The sequence below is a fragment of the Bradyrhizobium sp. CCBAU 51753 genome, from assembly GCF_015291565.1.
GTDB lineage: Bacteria > Pseudomonadota > Alphaproteobacteria > Rhizobiales > Xanthobacteraceae > Bradyrhizobium > Bradyrhizobium ivorense.
Window position 1 is genome coordinate 2,264,714 of record NZ_CP030037.1, and the last position, 21,654, is coordinate 2,286,367.

The 21,654-nt window shown below is 59.4% G+C and carries 17 protein-coding genes and 1 pseudogene; 11 read left to right on the top strand and 7 right to left on the bottom strand.

Annotation, left to right across the window (positions count from 1 at the left end; genetic code table 11):
* Positions 1-6 precede the first annotated feature (6 nt).
* Entirely contained in the window at positions 7-1,530 is a 1,524-nt protein-coding gene (gene istA / locus XH93_RS10255; protein ID WP_194473296.1) for an IS21 family transposase, read from the bottom strand.
* 188 nt (positions 1,531-1,718) lie between these two features.
* Positions 1,719-2,627, bottom strand: a complete 909-nt coding sequence (locus tag XH93_RS10260) for a LysR family transcriptional regulator (protein ID WP_194473385.1) — start codon at positions 2,625-2,627, stop codon at positions 1,719-1,721.
* A 551-nt stretch (positions 2,628-3,178) separates the two neighbouring features.
* Between XH93_RS10260 and XH93_RS43045 the strand changes: the two are divergent.
* Positions 3,179-3,433 (top strand): annotated as a pseudogene (locus tag XH93_RS43045) (porin); the annotation flags it as partial.
* Here XH93_RS43045 and XH93_RS10275 read toward each other — a convergent pair.
* Complete coding sequence (locus XH93_RS10275) at positions 3,430-3,966, bottom strand: Mov34/MPN/PAD-1 family protein (protein WP_194473386.1); 537 nt, start codon at positions 3,964-3,966, stop codon at positions 3,430-3,432. The pseudogene XH93_RS43045 and the gene XH93_RS10275 overlap by 4 nt on opposite strands.
* Entirely contained in the window at positions 3,963-5,759 is a 1,797-nt protein-coding gene (locus XH93_RS10280; protein ID WP_194473387.1) for a ThiF family adenylyltransferase, read from the bottom strand. Before XH93_RS10280 ends, XH93_RS10275 begins: the two co-directional genes overlap by 4 nt.
* Before the next feature lie 1,174 nt (positions 5,760-6,933).
* Here XH93_RS10280 and XH93_RS10285 point away from each other — a divergent pair.
* Positions 6,934-8,460: a porin gene (locus tag XH93_RS10285; protein WP_194473388.1), complete on the top strand. Its 1,527-nt coding sequence runs from the start codon at positions 6,934-6,936 to the stop codon at positions 8,458-8,460.
* 303 nt (positions 8,461-8,763) lie between these two features.
* Here the strand turns inward: XH93_RS10285 and XH93_RS10290 are convergent, their stop codons facing one another.
* The 3 genes from XH93_RS10290 to XH93_RS10300 form a co-directional block, all read right to left on the bottom strand.
* Entirely contained in the window at positions 8,764-9,672 is a 909-nt protein-coding gene (locus tag XH93_RS10290) for a LysR family transcriptional regulator (RefSeq protein ID WP_194473389.1), read from the bottom strand.
* Positions 9,673-10,058: 386 nt separating this feature from the next.
* Positions 10,059-10,901, bottom strand: coding sequence for an isocitrate lyase/phosphoenolpyruvate mutase family protein (locus XH93_RS10295; RefSeq protein WP_246799555.1), 843 nt, complete (start codon positions 10,899-10,901; stop codon positions 10,059-10,061).
* A gap of 41 nt (positions 10,902-10,942) precedes the next feature.
* Positions 10,943-12,142 (bottom strand): pyridoxal phosphate-dependent aminotransferase, encoded by a 1,200-nt coding sequence (locus tag XH93_RS10300; protein WP_210340469.1) that lies wholly within the window; start codon positions 12,140-12,142, stop codon positions 10,943-10,945.
* A 410-nt stretch (positions 12,143-12,552) separates the two neighbouring features.
* Here XH93_RS10300 and XH93_RS10305 point away from each other — a divergent pair, with 410 nt between their 5' ends.
* From XH93_RS10305 to XH93_RS10345, 9 genes are all read left to right on the top strand, one after another.
* Positions 12,553-12,741 carry a hypothetical protein gene (locus XH93_RS10305; protein ID WP_194473391.1) on the top strand — a complete coding sequence of 63 codons (189 nt, stop codon included), beginning with the start codon at positions 12,553-12,555 and terminating at the stop codon, positions 12,739-12,741.
* 82 nt (positions 12,742-12,823) lie between these two features.
* Positions 12,824-13,057 (top strand): hypothetical protein, encoded by a 234-nt coding sequence (locus tag XH93_RS10310; protein ID WP_194473392.1) that lies wholly within the window; start codon positions 12,824-12,826, stop codon positions 13,055-13,057.
* A 54-nt stretch (positions 13,058-13,111) separates the two neighbouring features.
* On the top strand, positions 13,112-14,290 hold the full coding sequence (locus XH93_RS10315; protein ID WP_194473393.1) for an ABC transporter ATP-binding protein: 1,179 nt from the start codon (positions 13,112-13,114) through the stop codon (positions 14,288-14,290).
* A gap of 77 nt (positions 14,291-14,367) precedes the next feature.
* A complete protein-coding gene (locus XH93_RS10320) occupies positions 14,368-15,261 on the top strand; it encodes a carbohydrate ABC transporter permease (protein WP_194475085.1) in 894 nt (297 codons plus the stop codon).
* Positions 15,258-16,100, top strand: coding sequence for a carbohydrate ABC transporter permease (locus XH93_RS10325; protein WP_194473394.1), 843 nt, complete (start codon positions 15,258-15,260; stop codon positions 16,098-16,100). The genes XH93_RS10320 and XH93_RS10325 overlap by 4 nt, the downstream gene beginning before the upstream one ends.
* A gap of 77 nt (positions 16,101-16,177) precedes the next feature.
* Positions 16,178-17,440 carry an extracellular solute-binding protein gene (locus tag XH93_RS10330; protein WP_194473395.1) on the top strand — a complete coding sequence of 421 codons (1,263 nt, stop codon included), beginning with the start codon at positions 16,178-16,180 and terminating at the stop codon, positions 17,438-17,440.
* Between the two features lie 147 nt (positions 17,441-17,587).
* Positions 17,588-18,688 (top strand): hypothetical protein, encoded by a 1,101-nt coding sequence (locus tag XH93_RS10335; protein WP_194473396.1) that lies wholly within the window; start codon positions 17,588-17,590, stop codon positions 18,686-18,688.
* 180 nt (positions 18,689-18,868) lie between these two features.
* Positions 18,869-20,041, top strand: coding sequence for a PLP-dependent aminotransferase family protein (locus XH93_RS10340; protein ID WP_194473397.1), 1,173 nt, complete (start codon positions 18,869-18,871; stop codon positions 20,039-20,041).
* Positions 20,042-20,128: 87 nt separating this feature from the next.
* Positions 20,129-21,613 carry an alkaline phosphatase family protein gene (locus XH93_RS10345; protein ID WP_246799556.1) on the top strand — a complete coding sequence of 495 codons (1,485 nt, stop codon included), beginning with the start codon at positions 20,129-20,131 and terminating at the stop codon, positions 21,611-21,613.
* Positions 21,614-21,654 lie beyond the last annotated feature (41 nt).

A 21,654-nucleotide genomic window follows, 5' to 3' on the forward strand; every position in this document is an offset into this window, starting at 1 on the left:
TCCCTTTTAGTGGTAATAGTCCGAGCCTCTGATGTTTGTGTGTATGATCGGCTCGCGCTCGGGGGACGCGGGCGTTGCAAGGCGATCGAGCCCCTTCTCGAGAATCGATTTGACGCTTGGGTAGTTGCGAGCCTCGATCTCAAGCGCGCGCAGCGCGGCAGCCTCGAGGCGTTCGGCGCCAAAGCGCTTCTCAAGCCGGAGGATGCCCAGGCACGAACGATAGCCCTGTTCGGGATGCGGCCGATCCTCGATGATCCGATCGACCAGCAGGCGCAGCATCGGGCCGATCCGGCTTGCCTCGCTGCGGATCTTTGCCGGCGTCCACTCGCCATAGCGCCGGTGGCTGGAAGGCATGTGGGCGCTGATCGTCGTGTGCCGCCCGTTGCCGCTGCCGCGCATGTGCGCGGCGATGCGCTCGCCCCCCAGGAAGATTTCAACCGTTCGTGCACAGATCCGCGCTTCTACCTCGCGACGGGCGAAGCGATAGGGCACCGAGTAGTAGTGTCGTTCGATCTCGACGTGATAGTCGAGCCCGACCCGGCATCGGCGCCATTCGGCATGGACCCACGGCTCGCCGGGGAGCGGTTTAAGATTCGGTGCATCAATTTCCTCGAACAGCTGGCGCCGTGTACGGCCATACTGGCGCAACACCCGTCCGTCATTGAGCTTGGCCAGCCACTCGGCGATCGCACCGTTGAGTTCGGCCAGGCTGTAAAAGGTCCGGTTGCGCAGCCGCCCCAGCAGCCAGCGCTCGATGATTCCGACGCAGGCCTCGACCTTTGCCTTATCTCTCGGGCGACGCGGCCGTGCCGGCAAAATCGCCGTGCCGTAATGCTGCGCCATATCGCTATAGCTGCGGTTGACCATAGGGTCATAGAGGCACGCCTTGATCACCGCGACCTTGGCGTTGTCGGGCACCAGGAGTTGCGTGGCGCCGCCAAAAAAGCTGTAGGCCGCGTTATGTCCCGCGATCCAGTCGCCGAGCTGCTCGGTCCACGTCGCCAGCGCAAACGACAAGCTGGACGCGCCCATGACCGCGACGAAGATGTGCGCGTCACGCACCTCGCCAGTCTTTCGGTCGACCACCGGCACCGTGTCGCCGGCATAGTCGACAAACAATTTCTCGCCCCCGCCGTGGTGCTGGCGCATCACCAGCGGCAGCCGGCCTTCCCAGTTGCGGAACAGGTCACAGAAACGGCTGTACCGGTACCCGTCCGGATGCTCTGCAATGTACTCGTCCCACAGTACCTGCAAAGTCACATGCTTGCGCTTGAGCTCGCGGGCAATAACGGACCAGTCAGGCTCGGCCACCTTGCGCCGGCCAGGCTTCACGCCAGGCACCCCGTACAGCAGTTGCTCCAGCTCGGCGTCGCTTATCGCTTCCGCGACTGGCCATGCCAGGCCCGCGCGGGCAAACCGCTTCAGCGTGTCACGTACCGTCGTCGACCCGACGCCGACACGCTCGCCAACCACACGCGTCGAGAGCCCAGCCTCAAGGCTCAACCTCACGATCTCGCGCACCTGGCGCATGATAACCCTCCTCGTTGGCATCCAATTCTCCAAGCTGTTTCCAGCCGGAGAAATGACCCAACGATCGGGCCTCACACCATCCGAAACTGCGCGCGATGAAATCGGAATGCTGCGCGGACAATGCTCGGAATGCTGCGCGCGATCATTTCGGAACCCCGCGCGCCATCAAGTCGGTACGCTGCGCACCATCATCTCGGAATCCGCACGGCAGTCTTTTTGCAGAGCCGAGCGACCCATCGGCAGAACGCACGCGCGATTTCGGGATTACCACTGCGGTCGACCGCGTAGGCCCGATACTGCATGCCGCTAGGAGCGCGCGATCCCGGTATCACATGCAGCGCGCCCGCGCGCACGAGATCGCTGACAATGATTTCAGGCGCGACCAGCAGGCATTTTCCCGTCATGACAGCCGGCAGGGCAAGGTAATTGTGATCGTATCGGGCCCCCGACTTTATGTCTTTCGCAGTCAGGTTCATCGCCCTCAGCCATGTGGGAAGAATATCAGGCCGGGACGTAATGTTTAGAATTGGCAATGAACGAGCAATCGAGAGCGTTTTTCCTGCGACGTGATTAGGGGCGCCCACGCATACGAGTGCCTCATTGTGGATTTCCCAACTGTCTGCCGGTTCGATCACGGAAAGGTCGCGCGTGATCAAGATGTCGAAATCGTCGGAAGATGCCGGCGGAGACAGCGAGCTAATGACGTCCACGGTGACGCCGCCGACCTCGGCGGAAAATGCTTGGAGATTCGGAATCAGAAGAGAGGAAGCGAAGGTAGAAAGGGACGTGCGGACCACGAGCCGATTGGCGTCAGGACGATTCCGGCGGCGCATTCTTCTGGCGGTGAAGCAGATTGTTTCGAGTGGTTCGGCGACCGTGTTGACAAATACCCTTCCGAACTCCGTTAACTCGCTCCGCCGCCCGCGTCGCTCGACGAGATCTGTGCCGAGATAACCTTGCAGCACGGCGAGGTAGCGGCTGACCGAGCTCTGAGTTGTTCCCAATGCGTTAGCCGCGCGCGTTACGCTTCCTTCTCGCGCAATGGTCACAAACGCCCGGATTGCGTTGAGGGGCACTTCATCATATTCGGCAGCCATCTTCTGCTCCGGTAGCTTCTGGAATGTCCGCAAGTTGCGACGGCAGGCCATCGCCAGGAATGGATGCTCCATCACATCATTCGATGCGTGTAGCCGGGATTACTGCAATCAACGATGTCTCGCGCACAAAATTCGGGTGCTCATCGTCCGGCAGGGGCCGCGTTCCAGGGTAGTATGCTCGCTCGCCATTGTAGGACGAGTTCGCCGCAAGTTCGCATTTGGTTGTTGGCTCAGGATTTCCAACCTTCGCTCGTTTCCTAGCGCGAACCAGAAACAGGGACAATGGCGCCGAAGGGAGCAGGTCAAATGGTTGGTACGTTTCGGACGAAACTGGCGAACGTCAGTATAGATTGTTCCTTCTTCATGCTTGGAATTCGACGAATTTGAAAGGGCGCCAATGATACGACCAACATTCCTTCTCACGCTCGCGAATGGTGTTCGGTGCCGGACTCTATTACATTCCTGGCACTCATACCTGCATCAGGTCAGTGCTGGCCAGCCAATAGTCTCGTTCCGGTGTTGGCGCTGCGCACACTCGTGTAGGCTATTACGACACCACTCGTGTTCGAGAAGATTTCAGGATCGATTCGCGCACAGCGACCGAATACGGCGTGATCCGCAGCTTCGTCGAAGGGGCTTTTCGCTGGGAGGCAGGTTCGGTCGCGCCGACTGGAACGGGCGCCACATCGTATTCGGGCGACGGCGCCGATAAAGCTACTCGGATCCTAAAGTGGTGGGCCGCTCAGTTGACTCACTTCGGCCCACACCAAGCACGACCCTGTCACGCGCTGCGCCATCAGGTCTAGGAGGTCTTAGATTGGCAGATCGCGAGCGATGCGGAACCTACGGTCCGCGAGCCCGGCCAGGCGGCGGGTGGATCGAAGACTTTGAGTTCCTGCGACATGGCTTCCAATCGACGCCAAAGTGGAGGGCCCACGAGCCGTCCCTTCCAGCAGTGGGGCGACCAGTCCGTTCCGCTGCCGGCGACGATGAGCATCAGTGGTGCCTTCACCTGCCGGGCTATTCGCAACAGCGTGGCCGAATCGAGATCACTCATTTCGGCAATTCCGTTCGGATGCGAATGCCAATCGCCGAGATAATCAAGGTCGCCGCAACTCGCTTCGAACGCACGATTGATTTCATTCACCTGCCAGGCATGATCTGGAATGAAACAATGCCGTCCGTGAAGGGCGCGCGGACCAGGGCCGCGCAAGTCGACGACGACGTAATCCTCGCCGGACCGCCAACCAAGAAGGATGCCACCATTCTCAAGGGGAGACAGCTCGCGTGCGTACACGCACATGAGCCGCAGCGCATGTGAGGAGAGCCAGATGATCACCGCGCGGCTCCGCAGCATCGGGGATGGGGCGGGCATTGAAATGCCTTCCAATGAGGCAGCATCCGCCCGCCGTCATCGTCCTTGAGCGTCAGTACGGCCAGGTCCCAACGGCCAGGATCGTAATTCCCCTCCGAGAGGAGCCCAACGGCTGTGCGTACGATTTCCAGAGATATCTCCTGCAAGTCAAAACCGCCGCCCGTGAACGTAGGGGCATTGCAGCCGACCGGGATGATGACGCCGGCATCATCGACGCGCAGTTCTGGTATGTGTCGCTTGTCCTTCCAGTGTTCCTGTAAGCATACGAAGCATCCTTCGGATTCCGGAAGGAACCGCGCGACCACGCCGCCCGCGACGCCGAGCGTTGCATAACCCATCACGTACGGCACCCGGAATCCCCGACAGTAGTAGGATAGCGCAAGCTGCACCTCTGGTGAGGCTGAGGCATCGATCACGACATCGGCGGAACGGACCTCATCGAAGATTGGCGTCAGGATGTTGCGCAGCTGGCGCGGAATGCCGACCGGTTCGGTAACGGCCGCACCGAACCGTCCCTCGGCGGCCCACGCCTTTGTCCACGGATAGTTCGAGCCGATGAAGTTCGCGAGCGCAATTGCCTTGTCGTTTCCCCAAACGGTGCGGCCCAGTGGCCAACGCAGACTGTTGCCGGGCTGGACCGTGTCGAAATCAAGAAATCCGATCTCGCCGACGCCGGCGCGCGCCAATTCGAGGCCCGCGAAGCTTCCAATAGCCCCGCAGCCAATCACAAGCGCCTTCTTCGTAAGAAGTGACCTTGCGACGGGCAACCGCGAAAATATGTCGTCCTTTCCGGCGCGTTCGCCGCGGACGAGTCTCGTTTCGGTTACACCGGCTTTTTCGTTCTCTAAGGCACGCCTCGTCACCAGGAACAGCCAGCCCACGCCGTTTTTCTGCACGTCATACTCGGATTCCTCCGGGAACACGATGCCAGTGATGGAAAAGGGCCCACGTGCGGTTTCATTGACCTTCCGCACGCTGGTCGGCTGCAGCACCGCCTGCCGCGCAAGCTCTTCGTCGGCAAGGCGCAGCAGTTCTCCGGCATCCGCCATTGCGGGAGGCGTGAGCTTCACCCATCGTCCGGTAATCACCGGAGTATCCTGGGGCTCGGCTGGAAAACCGAAGCGTTTGCCGATTGGCGCACCGGTGCTGGTGGTCAGCTGCTGCACGACGCCTTCGAAAGCCGCGCCGTTCCTCCTGGTGGGGCGACTGGTGCAGGCCACCTGCATCAAACCATGCTGGCCTGAAGGTAGCGATGCCTGACCGTCGAAAAGGATAATCGAGTCCACTTCGGCAGCCCCGGCGAAATACGGCATCAGCGGATCCGCAGCTTGCTCCTCGAGCTTGGCTGCATCGTCCCAACGGCCATCTTTTCTGGCAGCAAGGACGCGCAGAAGCTGATCCAGGCGCTCCTTTATGAAGTCCGCGACAAGCTGGTTCGAATCCCATTGTCCCAACTCCTGGGTCAGCAGGCACAGCTCGTGACTGAAGGGGTTTTGATGGCGTTCGAAGCTTTGGTTCGGCGCAGCCACCGCAGGGCGAAAAAAAGGGTGCAGCGGGGAATACCCGATGCGCAACAGCGTTGGTAAGGACTGGCCGTGCACCGGCCAGTCCGCTTCCAGGATCAGGAGCCCGTTTCCCTTGTGAACAGTTCGCGGGGTAATCTCGAGCCGTGCGTAAGCCGCGAGCTCGGCATTGAGAATCTCCGGCCAGATCGTCCACCAATCCTGGTCGGCAGCGGGCTGATTGTGCTTAGCCACGCTCAGCCCACGGGACGATGTCCAGGCGGCGAGCTGGGGCGCGGAGGACCTTTGCCCGGCGTCTCGCTCGGAGGGCCGGGCGGCACGTCAGGATGCTCCGGATGTGACGGGTGTGGCGGCTTAGCCATGCATCATTCCTTTCTTGCTTCGCTTAGCCGATCAACTGTACGCACCGTGTCGTGCGCAAGCTGAGCGACCGTTGTTTCCCCTAGCGCAAATCGAAAATAGCAACAATGTCGCTGGAACAAGCCGATCAAAATCGTTGGTACGTTTCGGACAAACATGACGCGTCACGAATACAGCGACAGAGATAACGACTGCGATCTGTACGTTACTAACAGACCTCTTCCCTTGACGTCAGGCTCAAGCGGTTCGGTGGCAGCGTTCTGCTGACGAAACCTCAGTCCAGAGCACGTCAATCGCGCCAGCAACGTCCCCTTCCATGCTCGCAAGCTGACGACCAGCCGATATCAAGTCGGTCGCAAAAAATCCGCGCGTCGTTATCAGCTCGGCCGACGACGTGGCACAAAACGGACGGGCAGGTCCGTTCGAACACATCCATCATCAAAATGAGAACGGTCCATCACATTACTTGATGTCTGTCACCGGGCCATTGCTTGCCAACGGTATTTGCGACGGCAGAAACGAGGTCTGGCGTAAGGATAGGTATGGCATTTCCAGCTCAATGCGTTGGCTCACATCGTTACGGATTTGCACAGCCCGTGGTGACGGCCGGCGTTATTCATCCTCACCACGTTGCGCGCACACTCATCGACAGTCGTGCGAGGCGAGCGTGCAAAAGGCGGGCGACGATAGCGCGTGCTCGTCTCGTGCCGTTGATGGGCGAGCGTTGCACGCTGGGCTTTGGCCTGAACAAGGTCTTTGCTTCACGGGTGAGACGTGCCGGTTTGCAATTGTAGACAGGAACAGGCGCCGCACCGGCTCCCGTCGATACGCCAATTGGCGTGATGGGAATGCGTGCCTTCCTCGTTGGCCAGGCACGACGCGTTACCGGCTAACACCGACATCGACGATTCTTCTTTTCCGACGTGAAGAACATAGCGGGCTATGTTTGCGTACCTATGTGGGGGCTTCAGTGCTAAAAGGATCTTGCGGACAAATATCTACCGGATGTGAACCTGATGTTGGGCGGCCACGGCAAGTCAGCAGGTCGATGGCATCGCGATGGATCGCAACTAGCGTCCTGGTTGGTTTGGCGTTCTCGAATTCACATTCGGCCGCTCACGCTGAGTCTTCAGATGATTTGAAGCAAGAGCTTCAGCGTCTTCAGGCCCGCGTCCAGTCGCTTGAAGCGGCCGAACAGGCTGGGTCGCGCGCCGATCGCGCGGCGGCCAAGGCGGCGAAGCTAGCGCAAAAAGAAGCAGAGGAGGCGAGGGCGCGCGCGGAGGAGGCGCGAGTCCAGGCTGAGGCCGCTCGGGCAAAGGCGCAAGCTGCGCAGAATGGAGCAGATCCACTGCTGGGGAGCTTTCCCGGAAGTATGCGAATTCCGGGCACCAACACGTCGTTCAAGCTTTACGGCTATGCCAAGCTCAATGTGTATGGAGACCTCGGGCCCTTCAACAGATCGGTCGCAATTTCAATCCCGTCCCTTCCGTTGTCGAGCACAAAAACGCCCGGAGATGTCTCTGCCGGCGCTCAATACTCCCGATTGGGTCTTGATATAAGAACGCCGATTAGCGAGACCTTCGGAAGTGCTCGCACCGTCTTCGAGCTCGATTGGGGTGGGTACTCTGATCCTACAACTCAGACGGTTGCATCGAGCTTCACCACCAGACTTAGGCTGGCATTTGGTGAGTTTGGCAAAACCGACGGCTGGGGTTCTGTAGTTGCCGGCCAAACCTACTCCGTTTTTAACGACTGCACACTTAACCCCCTTCGAAGCGTCTCCGATTGGACATTTCCAGCAACGAGTGCCATCCGGCACGCAGCTCTTCAATACAGCAAAAGTGTTGGATCGACGACGATCAGTGTCGGCATGGAGAATGCGTATAGCGACGTTACAAGTACCACCGGAACGAGCTATCCCGATTCTAACGGCGGCGCGGGTTTCGCCCTGAGTGGAACTCCAGATTTTGCCGCAAAGGTCGTGTGGCGCGGAGAAAGCTCGTTCTTCGCCCTGCGAGGCATGGTACGGGATATCGCCATTAGCAATGATGTTGCCGCTAATAGGGCTCAACGATATGACGCGTCGACTTTGGGTTATGGCGTTGGCGTAACCGGCGGGCTTAATCTCCTGGACAATCGTCTGACCCTATTTGCGACAGCAAACTATGGACCTGGTATCGGCCGTTATGACATCGCCAGTTCAGGATATGGGGCGGTCACCAACTTTGGCTTGCCCGGCGTAACTGCGCAAACGGCTCGAATCGATACGGTCACGACGACGGCGGGTTTTGCTGGGTTCCAGTACTTCTTCCTTCCAAATCTCCAAACCAACGCTTTTATTGCCGCGGCCAGGCTCAGCTACCCCGACTACGTCACCCAATTCACGACAACCGCCGGTAACATCAACAGCACCCAGTGGGCCACAAGTGTCAATCTGATCTACAGCCCTGTGCCGTCTATTGATCTCGGTCTTGAATATCAGCATGGATCCCGTACCTTGTTGGTCACTCAGGCGAACGGGGTCGTCGGTGGTATCGCGGACCGCGTTCAGGGAATGGTGCTTGTTCGCTTCTAGCCGCCAGCGCTTGAACATAGTTGGGATGGCACAACACAGAAACGCTCGTCTTACGAGAGGGCGTCAACAGGAAGAAGTGGCGGAGGGGGGGTAAGCTCTCGAGAACGCTGGTGGAGGAGAGCGGGATGGTTACGGACAGTTCAACAAATTCCTCTGTTCGGAGCTGGTCAGTTTACGACAAAAGCTTGCTGCGGTCCCGGGTGTCCGGCATAGCGGGCTTCTTTGGAGGCTGCGTTCAACGCCGCTATCCTAATGCCGGACAACCCAATGGTAGAGGCGCGCCCGTAGCCTCATGTACCGTACTTAAGCGTTGTCCAGAAGGGGGACCTTCTTGCAAAGACGGACGAGCCAGCGGCAAAAGGCGCGGGCGATTTCGGGATTGTCACTGCGGTCGATCGCGTAGGCCCGATACTGCATACCGCTGGGGGTACGTGATCCCGGTATCACATTCAGAGCGCCCCCGCGCACCAGATCACTAACAATGATTTCGGGGGCCACCAGGAGGCATTTTCCTGTCATGACGGCCGGCAGCGCAAGGTAGTTGTGATCGTATCGCGCCCCCGATTTTATGTCTGCAGAGGTCAGGTTCATCGCCCGCAGCCACATTGGCAATATGTCGGGCCGGGAAGTGACGTTCAGAATCGGCATCGAGCGAATAACCGAGAGGCTCTTGCCATCTACGTGATTTGGAGAACCCACACAGACGACTTGCTCATTGTAGAGCTCCCAATCGTCGGCCGGTTCGATGACGGAAAGATCGCGCGTGATCAAGATATCGAAATCGTCGGAAGATGTCGGCGGAGACAGTGAACTTGTCACATCCACGATGACGCCCCCCGTCTCGGCAGAAAATGCCTGAAGGTTGGGAATCAGCAAAGAGTAGGCGAAGGTGGAAAGCGACGTGCGGACCACAATCCGATTGGCGTCCGGACGACCTCGCCGGCGCATTCTCTTGGCGGTGAAGCACACCGTGTCCAGCGGTTCAGCGACAGTGTTCGCAAAAAGCCTTCCGAACTCCGTCAATTCGCTCCGCCTGCCGCGTCGTTCGATGAGATCTGTCCCAAGGTAGTCTTGCAACACGGCCAGGTAGCGGCTAACCGAGCTCTGCGTCGCTCTCAATACGCTGGCCGCGCGCGTTACGCTTCCTTCGCGGGCGATCGTCACAAAGACCCGGATCGCGTTGAGGGGGGCGTCATCGTGTTCGCTAGCCATCTTCTGCTCCGGCAACCTCTGGAAGTCTGCCAGCGTTCACGGCAGGCCATTGCCCAAAATGAATATTTCCATCACATTAGTCGATGTCGATGGCCGGATTACTGCTTCTATGGGTGATATCGCGAGCAAAAACATCTTGCTAGGTCGAGACGATCGGCGTGATGGCCTCGATCGTTGATTCCGGCCGCGTTCTCGTAGACGCGCCTTAATCGGCCGGATCGTCGCCAGGATCGATCTTTTCGCGATGGATACTAGCCGACTTTTCCCAGGAGAAAGTCGGTGGCTCAGGTGTTCCAGTCAATGGCGAACGCAGGCAGCGCCCGACGAGGACTGGAGGTACTGTGTATCTGTTGAAATCTCGATAGTCAGGGCGCGGCCGGACTTATTCAGCAAAGGAAGCGAGCTTCAGCTGCTCTAATCGTCTCCATTTTCTGGAGTCTGAAGATCTCCTCGACCGGCAGAATGTCCTTATGGACGTTCTGAACGCCGCCGTCGGCAAGGATCCGGCGGAATGTCTCCTGCATGGCGGTCGCAGCGGCGCGGATGCCGTAATTGCCGTAGATCATCATGCGGATATTGCCGAGCGCCCTGACCCGTTCGGCGTCGAGATCCGGGTAGGCGTTCGGTACGATCACCAGCGGCACCGATCCGGTCCAGGCGCGCGAAAAGCTTTCGATCTCGGACGGATCCTTCTTTTTCGAATGGATCAGGATCATGTCGGCGCCAGCCTTCACATAGGCTTCCGCACGATGCAGGGCGTCGGCTTCGTCAAGGCCGGCGATCAAGGCTTCAGTGCGGGCGATGACAAGAAAATCCGGATCTCGTCTTGTCGCAATGGCGGCCCCGATCTTGCCCTGGAACTCATCAATGCGCAGCAGCTCCTGGCGTCCGCCGGCAACGAGGCTCGTTACTTTCGGAAAGGTCTTGTCTTCGATGACAACGGCGCTGGCGCCGGCCCGCTCGTACTCGCTGATGGCATGGATGACATTGATCGCATTGCCATAACCCGTATCGATGTCGGCCACGATCGGCAGCGTCGAACGCCCGGCGATCGCCCGCAGCATATCGAGATGTTGTGTCATCGAAATCAGGCTCATGTCAGGTAAGCCGTAAAGCGCCGACAGCTCAAAGCCGGAGGCCCATAGACCGTCGAATCCGGCTTCTTCTGCCAGGATGGCCGAGAGCGGGCTATGGGCGGCCATGATGTGGAGAAGCCTGGTCTCGGCCATGCGAGCGCGGAGGCGATTGGCAGGGGACATCGGGACGTCTTTCAGGACAAGGCCGCGCAGGCGGCGATGATGCGGTCGCAGGCGCGAGTGAGGTCTTCGAGCGAGGAGGCATAGGAAATGCGGATATAGGGTGAGGCCATGAATCCGCTGCCGGGCACGACGGCTACGGCGAAACGATCGAGCAGGTACATGGCGAAATCAGTATCGGTTTCGATCATCTTGCCGTTCGGCGTGCGCTTGCCGATAACCCCCGAGCAGGAGGGAAAAACGTAGAAAGCGCCGTCCGGCACGCGGCACGAAAGCCCCTCGGTCTGGTTCAGCTTCGCAACAGCGAGGTCGCGACGCTCACGAAAAGCGCTCGCGAATTGCGCGATATGGCCCCGATCGCCGGACAGTGCCTCGATGGCGGCATGCTGTGAGATCGAGCTGGTGTGCGAGGAGGTCTGACCCTGGATGAGGTTCATCGCCTTGATCAGCGCCAGTGGCCCTGCGCCGTAACCGACGCGCCAGCCGGTCATTGCGTCGGCCTTGGACACACCGTTGATCGTCAGCGTGCGCTCGTAGAGGTCCGGCGCGACCGCAGCCATGGTAGCGAACTCGAAATCATACGTCAGCTTTTCGTAGATGTCGTCAGACAGCACATGGACGTGAGCATGGCGGCGCAGCACTGCGGCGAGCGCGAGCAACTCGTCGCGGCTGTAGACCGCGCCGGTTGGATTGCAGGGTGAGTTCAGCATCAGCCACTTGGTGCGCTGCGTGATTGCCGCCTCCAGCGCCTCGGGGCGCAGCTTGAAGCCATGGAATTCCTCGCAGGCGGAGAGAACCGGTTTGCCGCCGGCGAGCGCCACCATATCTGGATAGGAGACCCAGCACGGCGTCGGGATCACCACCTCGTCGCCCGGATTGAGGCTTGCGAAGAGTGCGTTGAATATGACCTGCTTGGCGCCGCAGCCTACCGTGATCTGGTCGATGCCATAATCGAGCCCGTGATCGCGACCGAAGCTCGCGCGGATTGCCTCACGCAGCGGCTTGATTCCGGCGACCGCCGTGTATTTCGTCCGCCCGTCGCGGATAGCGCGGATGCCGGCTTCGCAGACGGCGGACGGCGTGTCGAAATCCGGTTCGCCCTGACTAAGCGCGATCACATCGGCCCCCTGATCGCGCAACTCGGCGGCACGAGCTGTCATGGCCTTGGTTTCAGAGAGACGGACGAGATTGAGCCGTTCTGCAACGAGAGACAAGATAGAAGACCTGTGAACCTGGAAAGTAGCTTCTCAAGGGCTTCTACTAGCTTCCAAACCGCGCAACCAATCATGATATCGCGTTTTTGAACGAGGTCATCGAAAGTTGCGATAATTTTAAGTCGCGACTCTGGACAGCGTCTCCTTGCGGGATACGCGATCATCGACCGGCAGAAGGGGCGGGCTACATCATGATCGTCATGTTAATGAGCGACCATATGGCAGTTGCGTCCGGCCGGGAGGTCATAGTCAACCGCACGATCGAGAGTAACGCGATAAGTCCATGTCCGGCGACGAATTGCGCAGCGCCCACGCAGACCAGTTGCCGATATGGATGTCACATCGGACCAGAAAATCCGATAGCGCAGGCTCGCGTTACCGGCGCGTCGAAGCTGTCTCTGGTCGAGAGCATGAATAATAATCTGATCACCTCGACCGCGGCACACGTCATCTGGTCGATTGGAAACGAGCAGCGCCTGGCTTCTGAGCGAGGTGCTTACGAGGAAGCGGTTCGGCTCCGGCTCGTCGCGCTCCCTCAAACCTTCGCGGTGAACAAGATCGTGCCCAGGCTCGGCGACGCATGGGCGAAGTGCCGATAGAGGTCCGTCATTCGTTTGCGTCGGGCGCGCCGCCCGACGAGCCTCGAGCTGAGGTAGCTTTCCAGGACAGAGAGATGCTTTGATGGAGCGCTGGGTCATGCCAAGGTTCCTCGCTGCGCGTGGAACGCTCGGGTTGCTGGCGATCTCCATGAAAGCGCGCTTTGCATTGCGCAGCGCGCCTCTCCGTTCGACATCACTCCTCTTCGTCATCGTATCTTTCGAAGCTGGCATCGAACTATTCGATGGATGTCATTCTGCCGTAGCAATGGGCGTCTTGAAGTTCTTGCGTATCGGCGGGCAAGTCGAAATGAGATAGGCGATCTCATTGCCGTGCTCCGCAAAAGTCTCATGACGCGTGGAAGTAACGGCAATGGCATCCGTATTGGTTGACGGCATCCGAAAGAATTACGGCCCGACGCCTGTCCTGCATGGTGTTTCGCTGTCGATAGCGGATGGTGAATTTCTTACGCTGCTTGGGCCATCAGGATGCGGGAAGTCGACATTGTTGCGGATCCTGGCCGGGCTTGAGGTGCAGGACGCAGGTTCAGTCTTGATCGGCAAGCGGACCGTGGACGGACTCAGGCCGAAGCGGCGGGACGTGGCGATGGTGTTTCAGTCCTACGCCCTTTATCCTCATATGACGGTTGCCTCCAACATGGCGCTGCCGCTCCGGATGCGCTGGCTCTCGGCCTTCCAGAGGCTTCCTCTCGTCGGTCGCCTGCTGCCAGGAACGGCGCGGATCGCTGCCGAGATCGACGTGGAAGTCACCCGTACGGCCAAGTCCCTCGGCATCGGCCACTTGCTGGCGCGCAAACCGGGACAGCTCTCCGGTGGCCAGCGCCAGCGCGTGGCCGTCGGTCGAGCGATGGTGCGCCGTCCGGCCGTTTTCCTGATGGACGAGCCGCTGTCGAACCTCGACGCCAAGTTGCGTGTGCAGATGCGCGCCGAGATCAAGGAGCTGCATCAGCGGCTAGGGGGCACGTTCGTCTATGTTACCCACGACCAGGCCGAGGCCATGACACTGTCGGACCGGGTGGCGGTCATGGTCGACGGAAAGGTGTTGCAGGTCGCTGCGCCGCAGGACATCTATGCCGATCCCGACGAGCGCCGCGTCGCGGAATTCATCGGTTCGCCCAAGATCAATATGCTGGACGGGGTGGTACGCGAACGCGGCTTGGTCGACGTGGCCGGGTCGGCGCTTGCGATCGAGGCCGATGCCCTCGCCGGCGCGCATCTCACCCTTGGCATTCGCCCGGAGGCTTTTCATTTTGCCGACCACGGCGGACCGGGCGCGCTGACCGGCTCGGTTCGCTTGATCGAACACATGGGCTCCGATCTCTTCGTGCATCTCGATTTGGCAGGCATCGATCATCCGGTGACCGCGCGGCTGTTGGCGGAGCGGGCGCCTCATATCGCCGTCGGCCAGACTTTGCATGTCGGTGTCAGGGCCGAACGCGTGCTGCTCTTTACCCGTGATGGGCGGCGTTTGCGCCGCGAAGTGGAATCCGGCCGAGCCGCGGTCACACCGATCCGGGAAATCGCCCGGTGAGCCAACCTCTTTCTCTTTCCCGCGGCTCCGTCGAGCGCTCCGCGACCGGTGACGGTCGAACGTTCGGAGCCCCCGCCATGCCACCCGTCCGTGGGCGGGCCGTCGCAGAAGCGCTGGCGTCCTGGGCGCTCGCCGGGCCGGCAATCTTCTTTTTGCTCGTCCTGTACTTCCTGCCTGTGATCGGGGTCTTCGTCATCGCGCTCAGTGACTGGCAGTTCGGAGTACGTTCCCTTTCCTTCGTCGGCCTCGCCAACTTTCGCGAGGTCTTCGTCGATGCGGGCTTCAGGACGTCGCTTCTCAATTCCGTCGTCTACGTTCTGATCGTCGTGCCGGGGACCGTCATCCTCGGTCTTCTGATCGCGGTGCTGATCGAGAGTTCAAAGTCCTGCCGCTCCTTTTACCGCGCCATCCATTTTTTGCCGTTCATGGCGACACTCGCCGCGATGGCGATCGCTTGGGAGGCGTTGCTGCATCCCACGATCGGCTTCGTCAACCAAGCGCTCGCCGCTATCGACCTGCCGACGGCCAACTGGCTACGAGACGAGAATACGGCCCTGCCGGTGCTGGCCGTCATCGGCATCTGGCAGAACCTCGGCTATGCCATGGTACTGTTCTCGGCAGGCTTGAAGGGCATCCCGCAGGATCTCTACGACGCTGCCGATGTCGATGGCGCGGACCTTTGGCTTGACCGGCTGCGTACTGTCACGCTCCCGATGTTGGGGCCCGTTTCGATGTTCGTCGTCATCGTCGTGGCGGTGAGGGCGTTCGAGACGTTCGATACCGTGAAAGTACTTACCCAAGGCGGCCCCGGCCACGCCTCCGAAATGCTGCTCTACACATTATACCGGGAGAGCTTCGAGTATTTGCGCACCGGATATGGTGCCGCGGTTGCGGTCGTCTTTCTCGCCATCGTTGTGACGCTCACCCTTGTCCAGGCGAGGATTATGGGCAGGAGGGTACATTATCAATGAGCACGTCCGCGAATCGCCTGTCGCTGCCGACCGCCATTCTTCGCCACGCCGTGCTGCTCTTTACCGGCGCGCTTGTCCTCGCCCCCTTTGTGTGGATGGTGTCGCTGTCGATCAAGCCGCCAAGCGAGATTTTCCGTGCGTCCTTCTCCTTCTGGCCCGCCCGGTTCTACGGAATTGAGAACTACACCAAGGCGCTGACGGAAGCGCCGCTCCTGCGCTACATGGGCAATGGCTTCATCGTCTGCGCGATCATCCTGGCGCTCCAGATCCTCGTCTGCGCGCCGTGCGCCTACGTGCTCGCCAAGCTCCGTTGCCCCGGCCGCGACCTGCTCTTCGGCCTGGTCCTCATCGGCCTGCTGCTGCCGCACCAAGTGCTTTCGCTGCCACTCTTCATCCTGAGCTACCAGCTCGGCATCCTCAACACCTATGCGGCACTCATCTTCCCCTATGTCGTCTCGCCGTTCGGGATCTTCCTATTCCGTCAATTCTTCAAGACTATTCCCGATGATGTGGTGCACGCCGCACGCCTCGACGGTCTTTCTGAACTCGCCATCGTCTGGAAGATCATGCTGCCGATGGCGCTGCCGGCGCTCATCGCCTTCTCGATCTTCTCCGTGGTCGGCCACTGGAACGATCTCTTCTGGCCACTGATCGCGGTGCGCGATCAATCACTGATGCCGCCGCCGCTTGGCATCATGGTCTTCAAGAACGAGGAGGCGGGCAATGACTACGGCCCCCTCATGGCCGCATCGACTCTCGTCGTGCTGCCTCTCGTCATCTCCTTCCTTGCCGCTCAGAAATGGTTTGTCGAAGGAATGACCGGAGGAGCTGTGAAATAGCTAGCGTAGCCGACAGTGGGACAGCTGAGACCAGCGATACAAGCCAGATATCGATGCTCTTTCGAATGGAAAGCTCTATGAAGATGAAAGACCTTATATGTGCAGCGCTCTACGTCGCAGCCTGGATATTCGCCGGCTCGCCGGCCTATTCGCAGGACCGCGTCACTATTCACGTCTCTTACGTGAGCTCCTATATGAAACCGATACAGGAGGAAATCGCTCGGCGCTTCAGTCAGCTGCACCCGGATATTGCAGTGGTTCTGGCTTCACCGGTAGAAGCTTGGGGGGATCAGCTGCAGCGAACAGTTCTTGACAGTGCCTCGGGTAATGGGCCTGACGTTGCCGAACATGCCTTCAATCTTTTCGGCCAGATCGTAGATCGTGGTTTGGCGCAGCCCTTGGATTCATTGATCAAACAAGAAAAGGGCTGGTCGTCGATGGGCTACAGCCCGGCGCTCACCAGTCTTGGGACATACCAGGGCAGAACCTGGGGGCTGCCGTTCCGCATCTCAGCGCCAATCATATTTTACAATGCCGATCTCGTTCGTTCGGTCTCCGATAACTCGAGCGAATTTCCGTCCGACTGGCAAGACATTTTGCAGGTCGCGAAGAGAATCAGCGCCCTTGGCGGCCAGCGGGTCGGAATGTTCTTTGACTACCAGGCGGATGGTAACTGGACTTTCCAGGCGTTGCTCAATCTTCGAGGCGGGCAACTCGTGACCTCAGAAGGAAAGATTGGCTTCAACAATGCCGAAGGGTTGAGCGCGCTGACGACTTTGAGCCAGATTGGCCAGTCGGGCATGCTCGACATGCCCCGTGAGCAGGCGAGACAATCGTTTGCCGCTGGCATTCTTGGTATCTACGTCGGTTCCAGTTCCCAGCTGGGCAATCTTCTGAAAGCCTCGGCGAACAAATTCTCCATCGGAACCGCTCCCCTGCCGCGTACGGCGAGCGATGCAAGGATACCAGTGGGCGGTGGAATCTACATGCTGACGACGAAAGATCCCAAGAAACAAGCGGCGGCATGGGAGTACATCAAGTTTGCGACCGGACCGGTCGCACAAACATTGGTGGTTGAACAAACAGGGATGATGCCGAGCAACGATCTTCCAGCAAGTGATCCGGGCCTGTTAGGGAAGTTCTACAGCAAGAACCCGCTCTACCTGACGAGCCTGAAGCAGCTTCCGATCGTCACAACCTGGACCGCATTCCCTGGGCCAAACTCCGTCAAGATTAGCGACACGATTCGAGAGCAGCTGCGGGCCGTCGTCACGCTCAAATCGAAGCCCGACGTTGCTCTTGCGGCTATGACGAAGGATGTCGAGGCGCTTCTAAAGTAAATCTCAAAGCGCAGTTTATCCGTAGCCTATCAGTTGTATCCCATAGACGGAGCGCACGACGCTGCACCGCGAAAGATGCTGTGCGCCCCGAGTAGCAATCCAATGGCACACAGGACTGTACTGTAGTTCATGCAGAGGACCGCGAGAATGCTTCACCCGCTTACCACGCAGCTTGTTGGAAGCTACACAAAACCCAGTTGGCTGATCAAGCACAATGAAATCTATCGTCTGGGCGGTCGCGCCTGGCTGATAGAGCCTGATCTGTTGGAAAGAGCGCAAGCAGACGTTGCGCGCCTATCCATCTATGATCAAGAAAAAGCTGGCATCGATCTGTTGACGGATGGCGAGCCTTGGCGGTCAGCCTGGGACAGGCACTTCATTTCAAGGCTGGGCGGGCTGAACATTGCGCGGCCGGCCAATATCGTCGTTCCTCCGTCGGAAATCGGCACGGTCAAGTTCAAGAAAAAGGGCGAATGGTCGAGAGAGGATGATGACGGTCTTCCTCGAGTGGTCGGTCCCATCGAATGGCTTAAGCCAATCACAGTGAAAGAGCTCGAATTTGCGAAGCGCCAGACCAGCCGGCCGCTCAAGACGCAAATCGTCGGCCCATTTACCGTGGTCGATCGATTGGCTGATGAATATTACCATGACGAGCTCGAGCTTGCGATGGCCGTCGCGGCCGCTCTTAACAAAGAATTGCTGGCTCTCGAACAAGCCGGTGCCGCGGTGCTGCATATTGATGATCCCGTGATGCATTCTCGCTTCAGCCGATCAAAGCGACTTGGTGTCGCTCCAATCGAACGGATGATCGAAGGCCTGACCAGGCCAACAACGGTGCATGTTTGCTATGGCTACGCGTATTCGAAGGAGAGCAAGGCGCCAAGCCCGACTTATCCCGAGCTGTTAGAACTACTTGCAAGCGTTAAATCTCTGACAGCGATGAGCATCGAATATGAGCAGCCACGCCATCAGCCGGAGTTGCTCCGCCATTGCGGCGATAAACATGTCGTTCTTGGACTGCTTGATCTCGGGACAACCAATATTGAAACGCCGGAACATATTGCGTCGAGGATCCGAGACGCGCTGAAGGTCGTGCCTCCGGAGAGGCTTCATCCGAGTTCCGATTGCGGGATGTGGCATCTACCGCGCGAGGTCGCTTTCGGGAAGATTCGGTCGCTCGTCAAAGGCGCCGACATCATTCGTCGCGAACTCGGGCTGCCAACAAGCGGGCCCATGACGTGCTCATAAGGGATGCTCATCGGCGTTGTTGGGGATTCAAGGGATCGCGGAGCGGACACGAGAGGACAATGGCTCATGCAGCCGGCAAGAAAGAGAAGTGAGACGTCAACCAGGATGTCGACGAATGACCGCGGGATTGTTCTGATGCGTTTCGAGAAGTGGCACACCGAAGCGGTGGGAGAATGAGGCATGAGCGACGTAAGGGGAGCGCGGGAAGTCATCCGCCAGACCGACCCGACATTGTCTGACGGCTCACTAAATCTCAGTGGCAATCTGCCGCCGATCGTCGCCGGTATTTTTGAACAACGATACAGATGCGCCCTTTCGAAAGTCATGACGGAGGAGCAACTTAGCACCCTGGTCGGTTCCCATCGATTCATGGGGACTGAGACAGACCGCAGGGCGGGCTCGGTGTTTGTCTCACTGCGACTTGGCTCTGCTCCGGACGTCGACAGGATTGTTGTTACGAATGGGACCCAGAGCGCGATTGACCGGTTGTTCGACAGCATTGCCGGTCGAGGCGGCGTGATAGCTGTGGAGGAACTAACTTATCCGGCGATCAAACCGATAGCCGCACGACTCGGCATCAGGCTTTGTCCAGTGCGCATCGACGACGACGGGCTGGTGCCCGACAGCTTTTTGGATGTCTGCAGGCGAGAGAGGCCGAGTGCATTTTACACCTTGCCGACATTGCATAATCCAACGACGGCGACAACAACGCTTGATCGCCGGAGAGCAGTTGCCGACATCGCGCGCTTGAATAACGTTCAGTTCATTGAAGACGATATCTACAGCATGCTTCCAGTGGACGCGCCACCTCCATATGCGACACTCGCTCCGGAAATCTCTTGGTATATTCTTGGGACGGCGAAGTCATTATCGCCAGGGCTGAAGGTGGCTTATGTCGTGGCACCCAACGGCGCGGCCGCAGGCCGTGCATTCTGGCCCGGTGTCAAGTCAACATACTGGATGGCTGCACCATTGAACGCGGAGGTGACTGCTAACCTTGTCCTCTCGGGGCATGCCAACGAAGTCGTCGATGCTGTCCGTCTCGAGATGGGGTGCCGGCATCAACTCGCGGAAGAAATCCTGCACGGGATTCCGGTTGCGACCCATCCCGGTGCGCTGAATCTCTGGGTCAGAATGGCAAAATCCGGGGCGCGCTTTGAAATAGCGAGACTGGCGCAAAGCAGGAATGTCATCGTGGGTATCGGCGATGCATTCGTTGTTGGGGATCGCCTTCCTCCGGAGGCGCTCAGAATAGGGTTGGGCACCGTTCTAACGCGTGATCAGCTTTCGCGGGGCCTAGAGGTGGTGCGAGATGCGTATCGACGTGTGTTGGAGCCCAGTCTGTCTTCGTGATGGAACGCCTGGCTGGTGTCCTGAACTGGAAGATCCGAAGTATCGCGCCCACCGAGCGAAGCAGTGAAAATAGAGCAGGAGTAGCCGTTGCCTCAGTTTATGCGACATTTTCTAGTCGTGAGTTTCGACGGACTGCGACCGGATCTTGTCAGTTCGGAGCTAACGCCGAACCTGGCGCGTTTGGCAAATGCAGGCATCACGCTCGGAAATCACCGAACAGTGTATCCAAGTGAGACGCGCTCGGCATTTCCTAGCCTCGTCACCGGCGCCGTGCCGGGCCGCCACGGCATGGTTGGCAACAAGTATGTCGACCGCGAGGTCGTACCGCCGCGTTACATCGACACGGCGGACGCCACTCTCCTTCGCAATCTTGATCTGGCAAGCGGAGGCAGGCTCTATTCGGTTCCCTCGCTGGGCGAGATATTGGCCGCTCACGGGCGCAGCCTCGCCGTGCTCGCCACCAATACCGCGGGTACGACGCGGTTGTTCCACCACAAGGCCGACGATTTTGGTCACATTCGCCTCTCCGGTCACTTCCGCGAGGCTTGTACGCCGGACGATGTCCTTGCCGAGATTGAAGCACGTATCAGTCCATTGACGCCGGTCCCCCCCAAGACGGAGCCGGACAGTATCGGACAAGACTGGATCACTTCGGCCTTCCTCGACGTTATCTGGCCGAGATATCGGCCCGATGTCACCATCCTTTCCTATGGCGAGCCGGACGTCACCTCTCACTTTTACGGTACGGGAGCTGAGGCCACTCGGTCCATCATTAGCCATTGCGATCGCCAGTTTGGTCGCGTGCTCGACTGGTGGGAGGTCGAGGGCCGGCAGGCCGGAGTGCAGATCATCGCCATCTCGGACCACGGCCACATCACTGGCCATACGCGCATTTCGGTGGCCGATGGCCTGCGTGCGGCGGGCTTCAAGCCGGGCGTCGCGCCCGCTTCCGAGGTGGACGTCGTAGTCGTGCCGGGCCAGGTCGGCGCGCTCTATCTTGCCGATCCGGATGAGGCGAAGATTGCCCGGTTGGTCGCGACCATTACCTCCCAGCCATGGTGCGGGCCAGTGTTTACGCGCGCCAAGGACGAGATCAACGGCATCGCCCCGGGGAGCCTTTCAAATCGCCTCGTCTTAGCGGATCATGGTCGCGCGCCGGACGTCGCCTTTTCCTTTCGCGCCGACGACAGCCTCGATCCATTCGGCCTGGTCGGCGGCACGTTTTACGACAACGACCGCCGCGCCGGCCTCGGCCTTCATGGAGGGCTGCACTCCAAGGAACTCGCCGCCTTGGGCATCATCGCCGGCTCGCTCTTTCCCGCGGCAGCGTGCCTCTCATCGGTGCCGTCGGGAATTTGCGACCTTGCCCCGACGATCCTCCAGCTGCTCGGCGTGGCCGTGCCGCAGAGCATGACCGGGCGGGTACTCCGTGAGCTGATCGCGCCATCATCCAAAGATGGCCCTTCAATTCGCGAAGACGTCTTTGACGCGAGTCTTGACGCCTACACGCAGACGCTGCGCCGCGTCCATGTGGACAGCGCCTGCTACCTTTCGGGTGGTTGGGCCAATTGACCTTCCGCTTTCGTGTTTGGAGGCCGGAATGTTCGCGCTTC

Bases quoted from the DNA above. Each gene is read 5' to 3' on its own strand.
- istA (WP_194473296.1), bottom strand. From the start codon at position 1,530: ATGCGCCAGGTGCGCGAGATCGTGAGGTTGAGCCTTGAGGCTGGGCTC.
- XH93_RS10260 (WP_194473385.1), bottom strand. From the start codon at position 2,627: ATGGCTGCCGAATATGATGAAGTGCCCCTCAACGCAATCCGGGCGTTT.
- XH93_RS10285 (WP_194473388.1), top strand. From the start codon at position 6,934: ATGGCATCGCGATGGATCGCAACTAGCGTCCTGGTTGGTTTGGCGTTC.
- XH93_RS10290 (WP_194473389.1), bottom strand. From the start codon at position 9,672: ATGGCTAGCGAACACGATGACGCCCCCCTCAACGCGATCCGGGTCTTT.
- XH93_RS10295 (WP_246799555.1), bottom strand. From the start codon at position 10,901: ATGGCCGAGACCAGGCTTCTCCACATCATGGCCGCCCATAGCCCGCTC.
- XH93_RS10305 (WP_194473391.1), top strand. From the start codon at position 12,553: ATGAATAATAATCTGATCACCTCGACCGCGGCACACGTCATCTGGTCG.
- XH93_RS10310 (WP_194473392.1), top strand. From the start codon at position 12,824: ATGGAGCGCTGGGTCATGCCAAGGTTCCTCGCTGCGCGTGGAACGCTC.
- XH93_RS10315 (WP_194473393.1), top strand. From the start codon at position 13,112: ATGGCATCCGTATTGGTTGACGGCATCCGAAAGAATTACGGCCCGACG.
- XH93_RS10320 (WP_194475085.1), top strand. From the start codon at position 14,368: ATGCCACCCGTCCGTGGGCGGGCCGTCGCAGAAGCGCTGGCGTCCTGG.
- XH93_RS10325 (WP_194473394.1), top strand. From the start codon at position 15,258: ATGAGCACGTCCGCGAATCGCCTGTCGCTGCCGACCGCCATTCTTCGC.
- XH93_RS10330 (WP_194473395.1), top strand. From the start codon at position 16,178: ATGAAGATGAAAGACCTTATATGTGCAGCGCTCTACGTCGCAGCCTGG.
- XH93_RS10335 (WP_194473396.1), top strand. From the start codon at position 17,588: ATGCTTCACCCGCTTACCACGCAGCTTGTTGGAAGCTACACAAAACCC.
- XH93_RS10340 (WP_194473397.1), top strand. From the start codon at position 18,869: ATGAGCGACGTAAGGGGAGCGCGGGAAGTCATCCGCCAGACCGACCCG.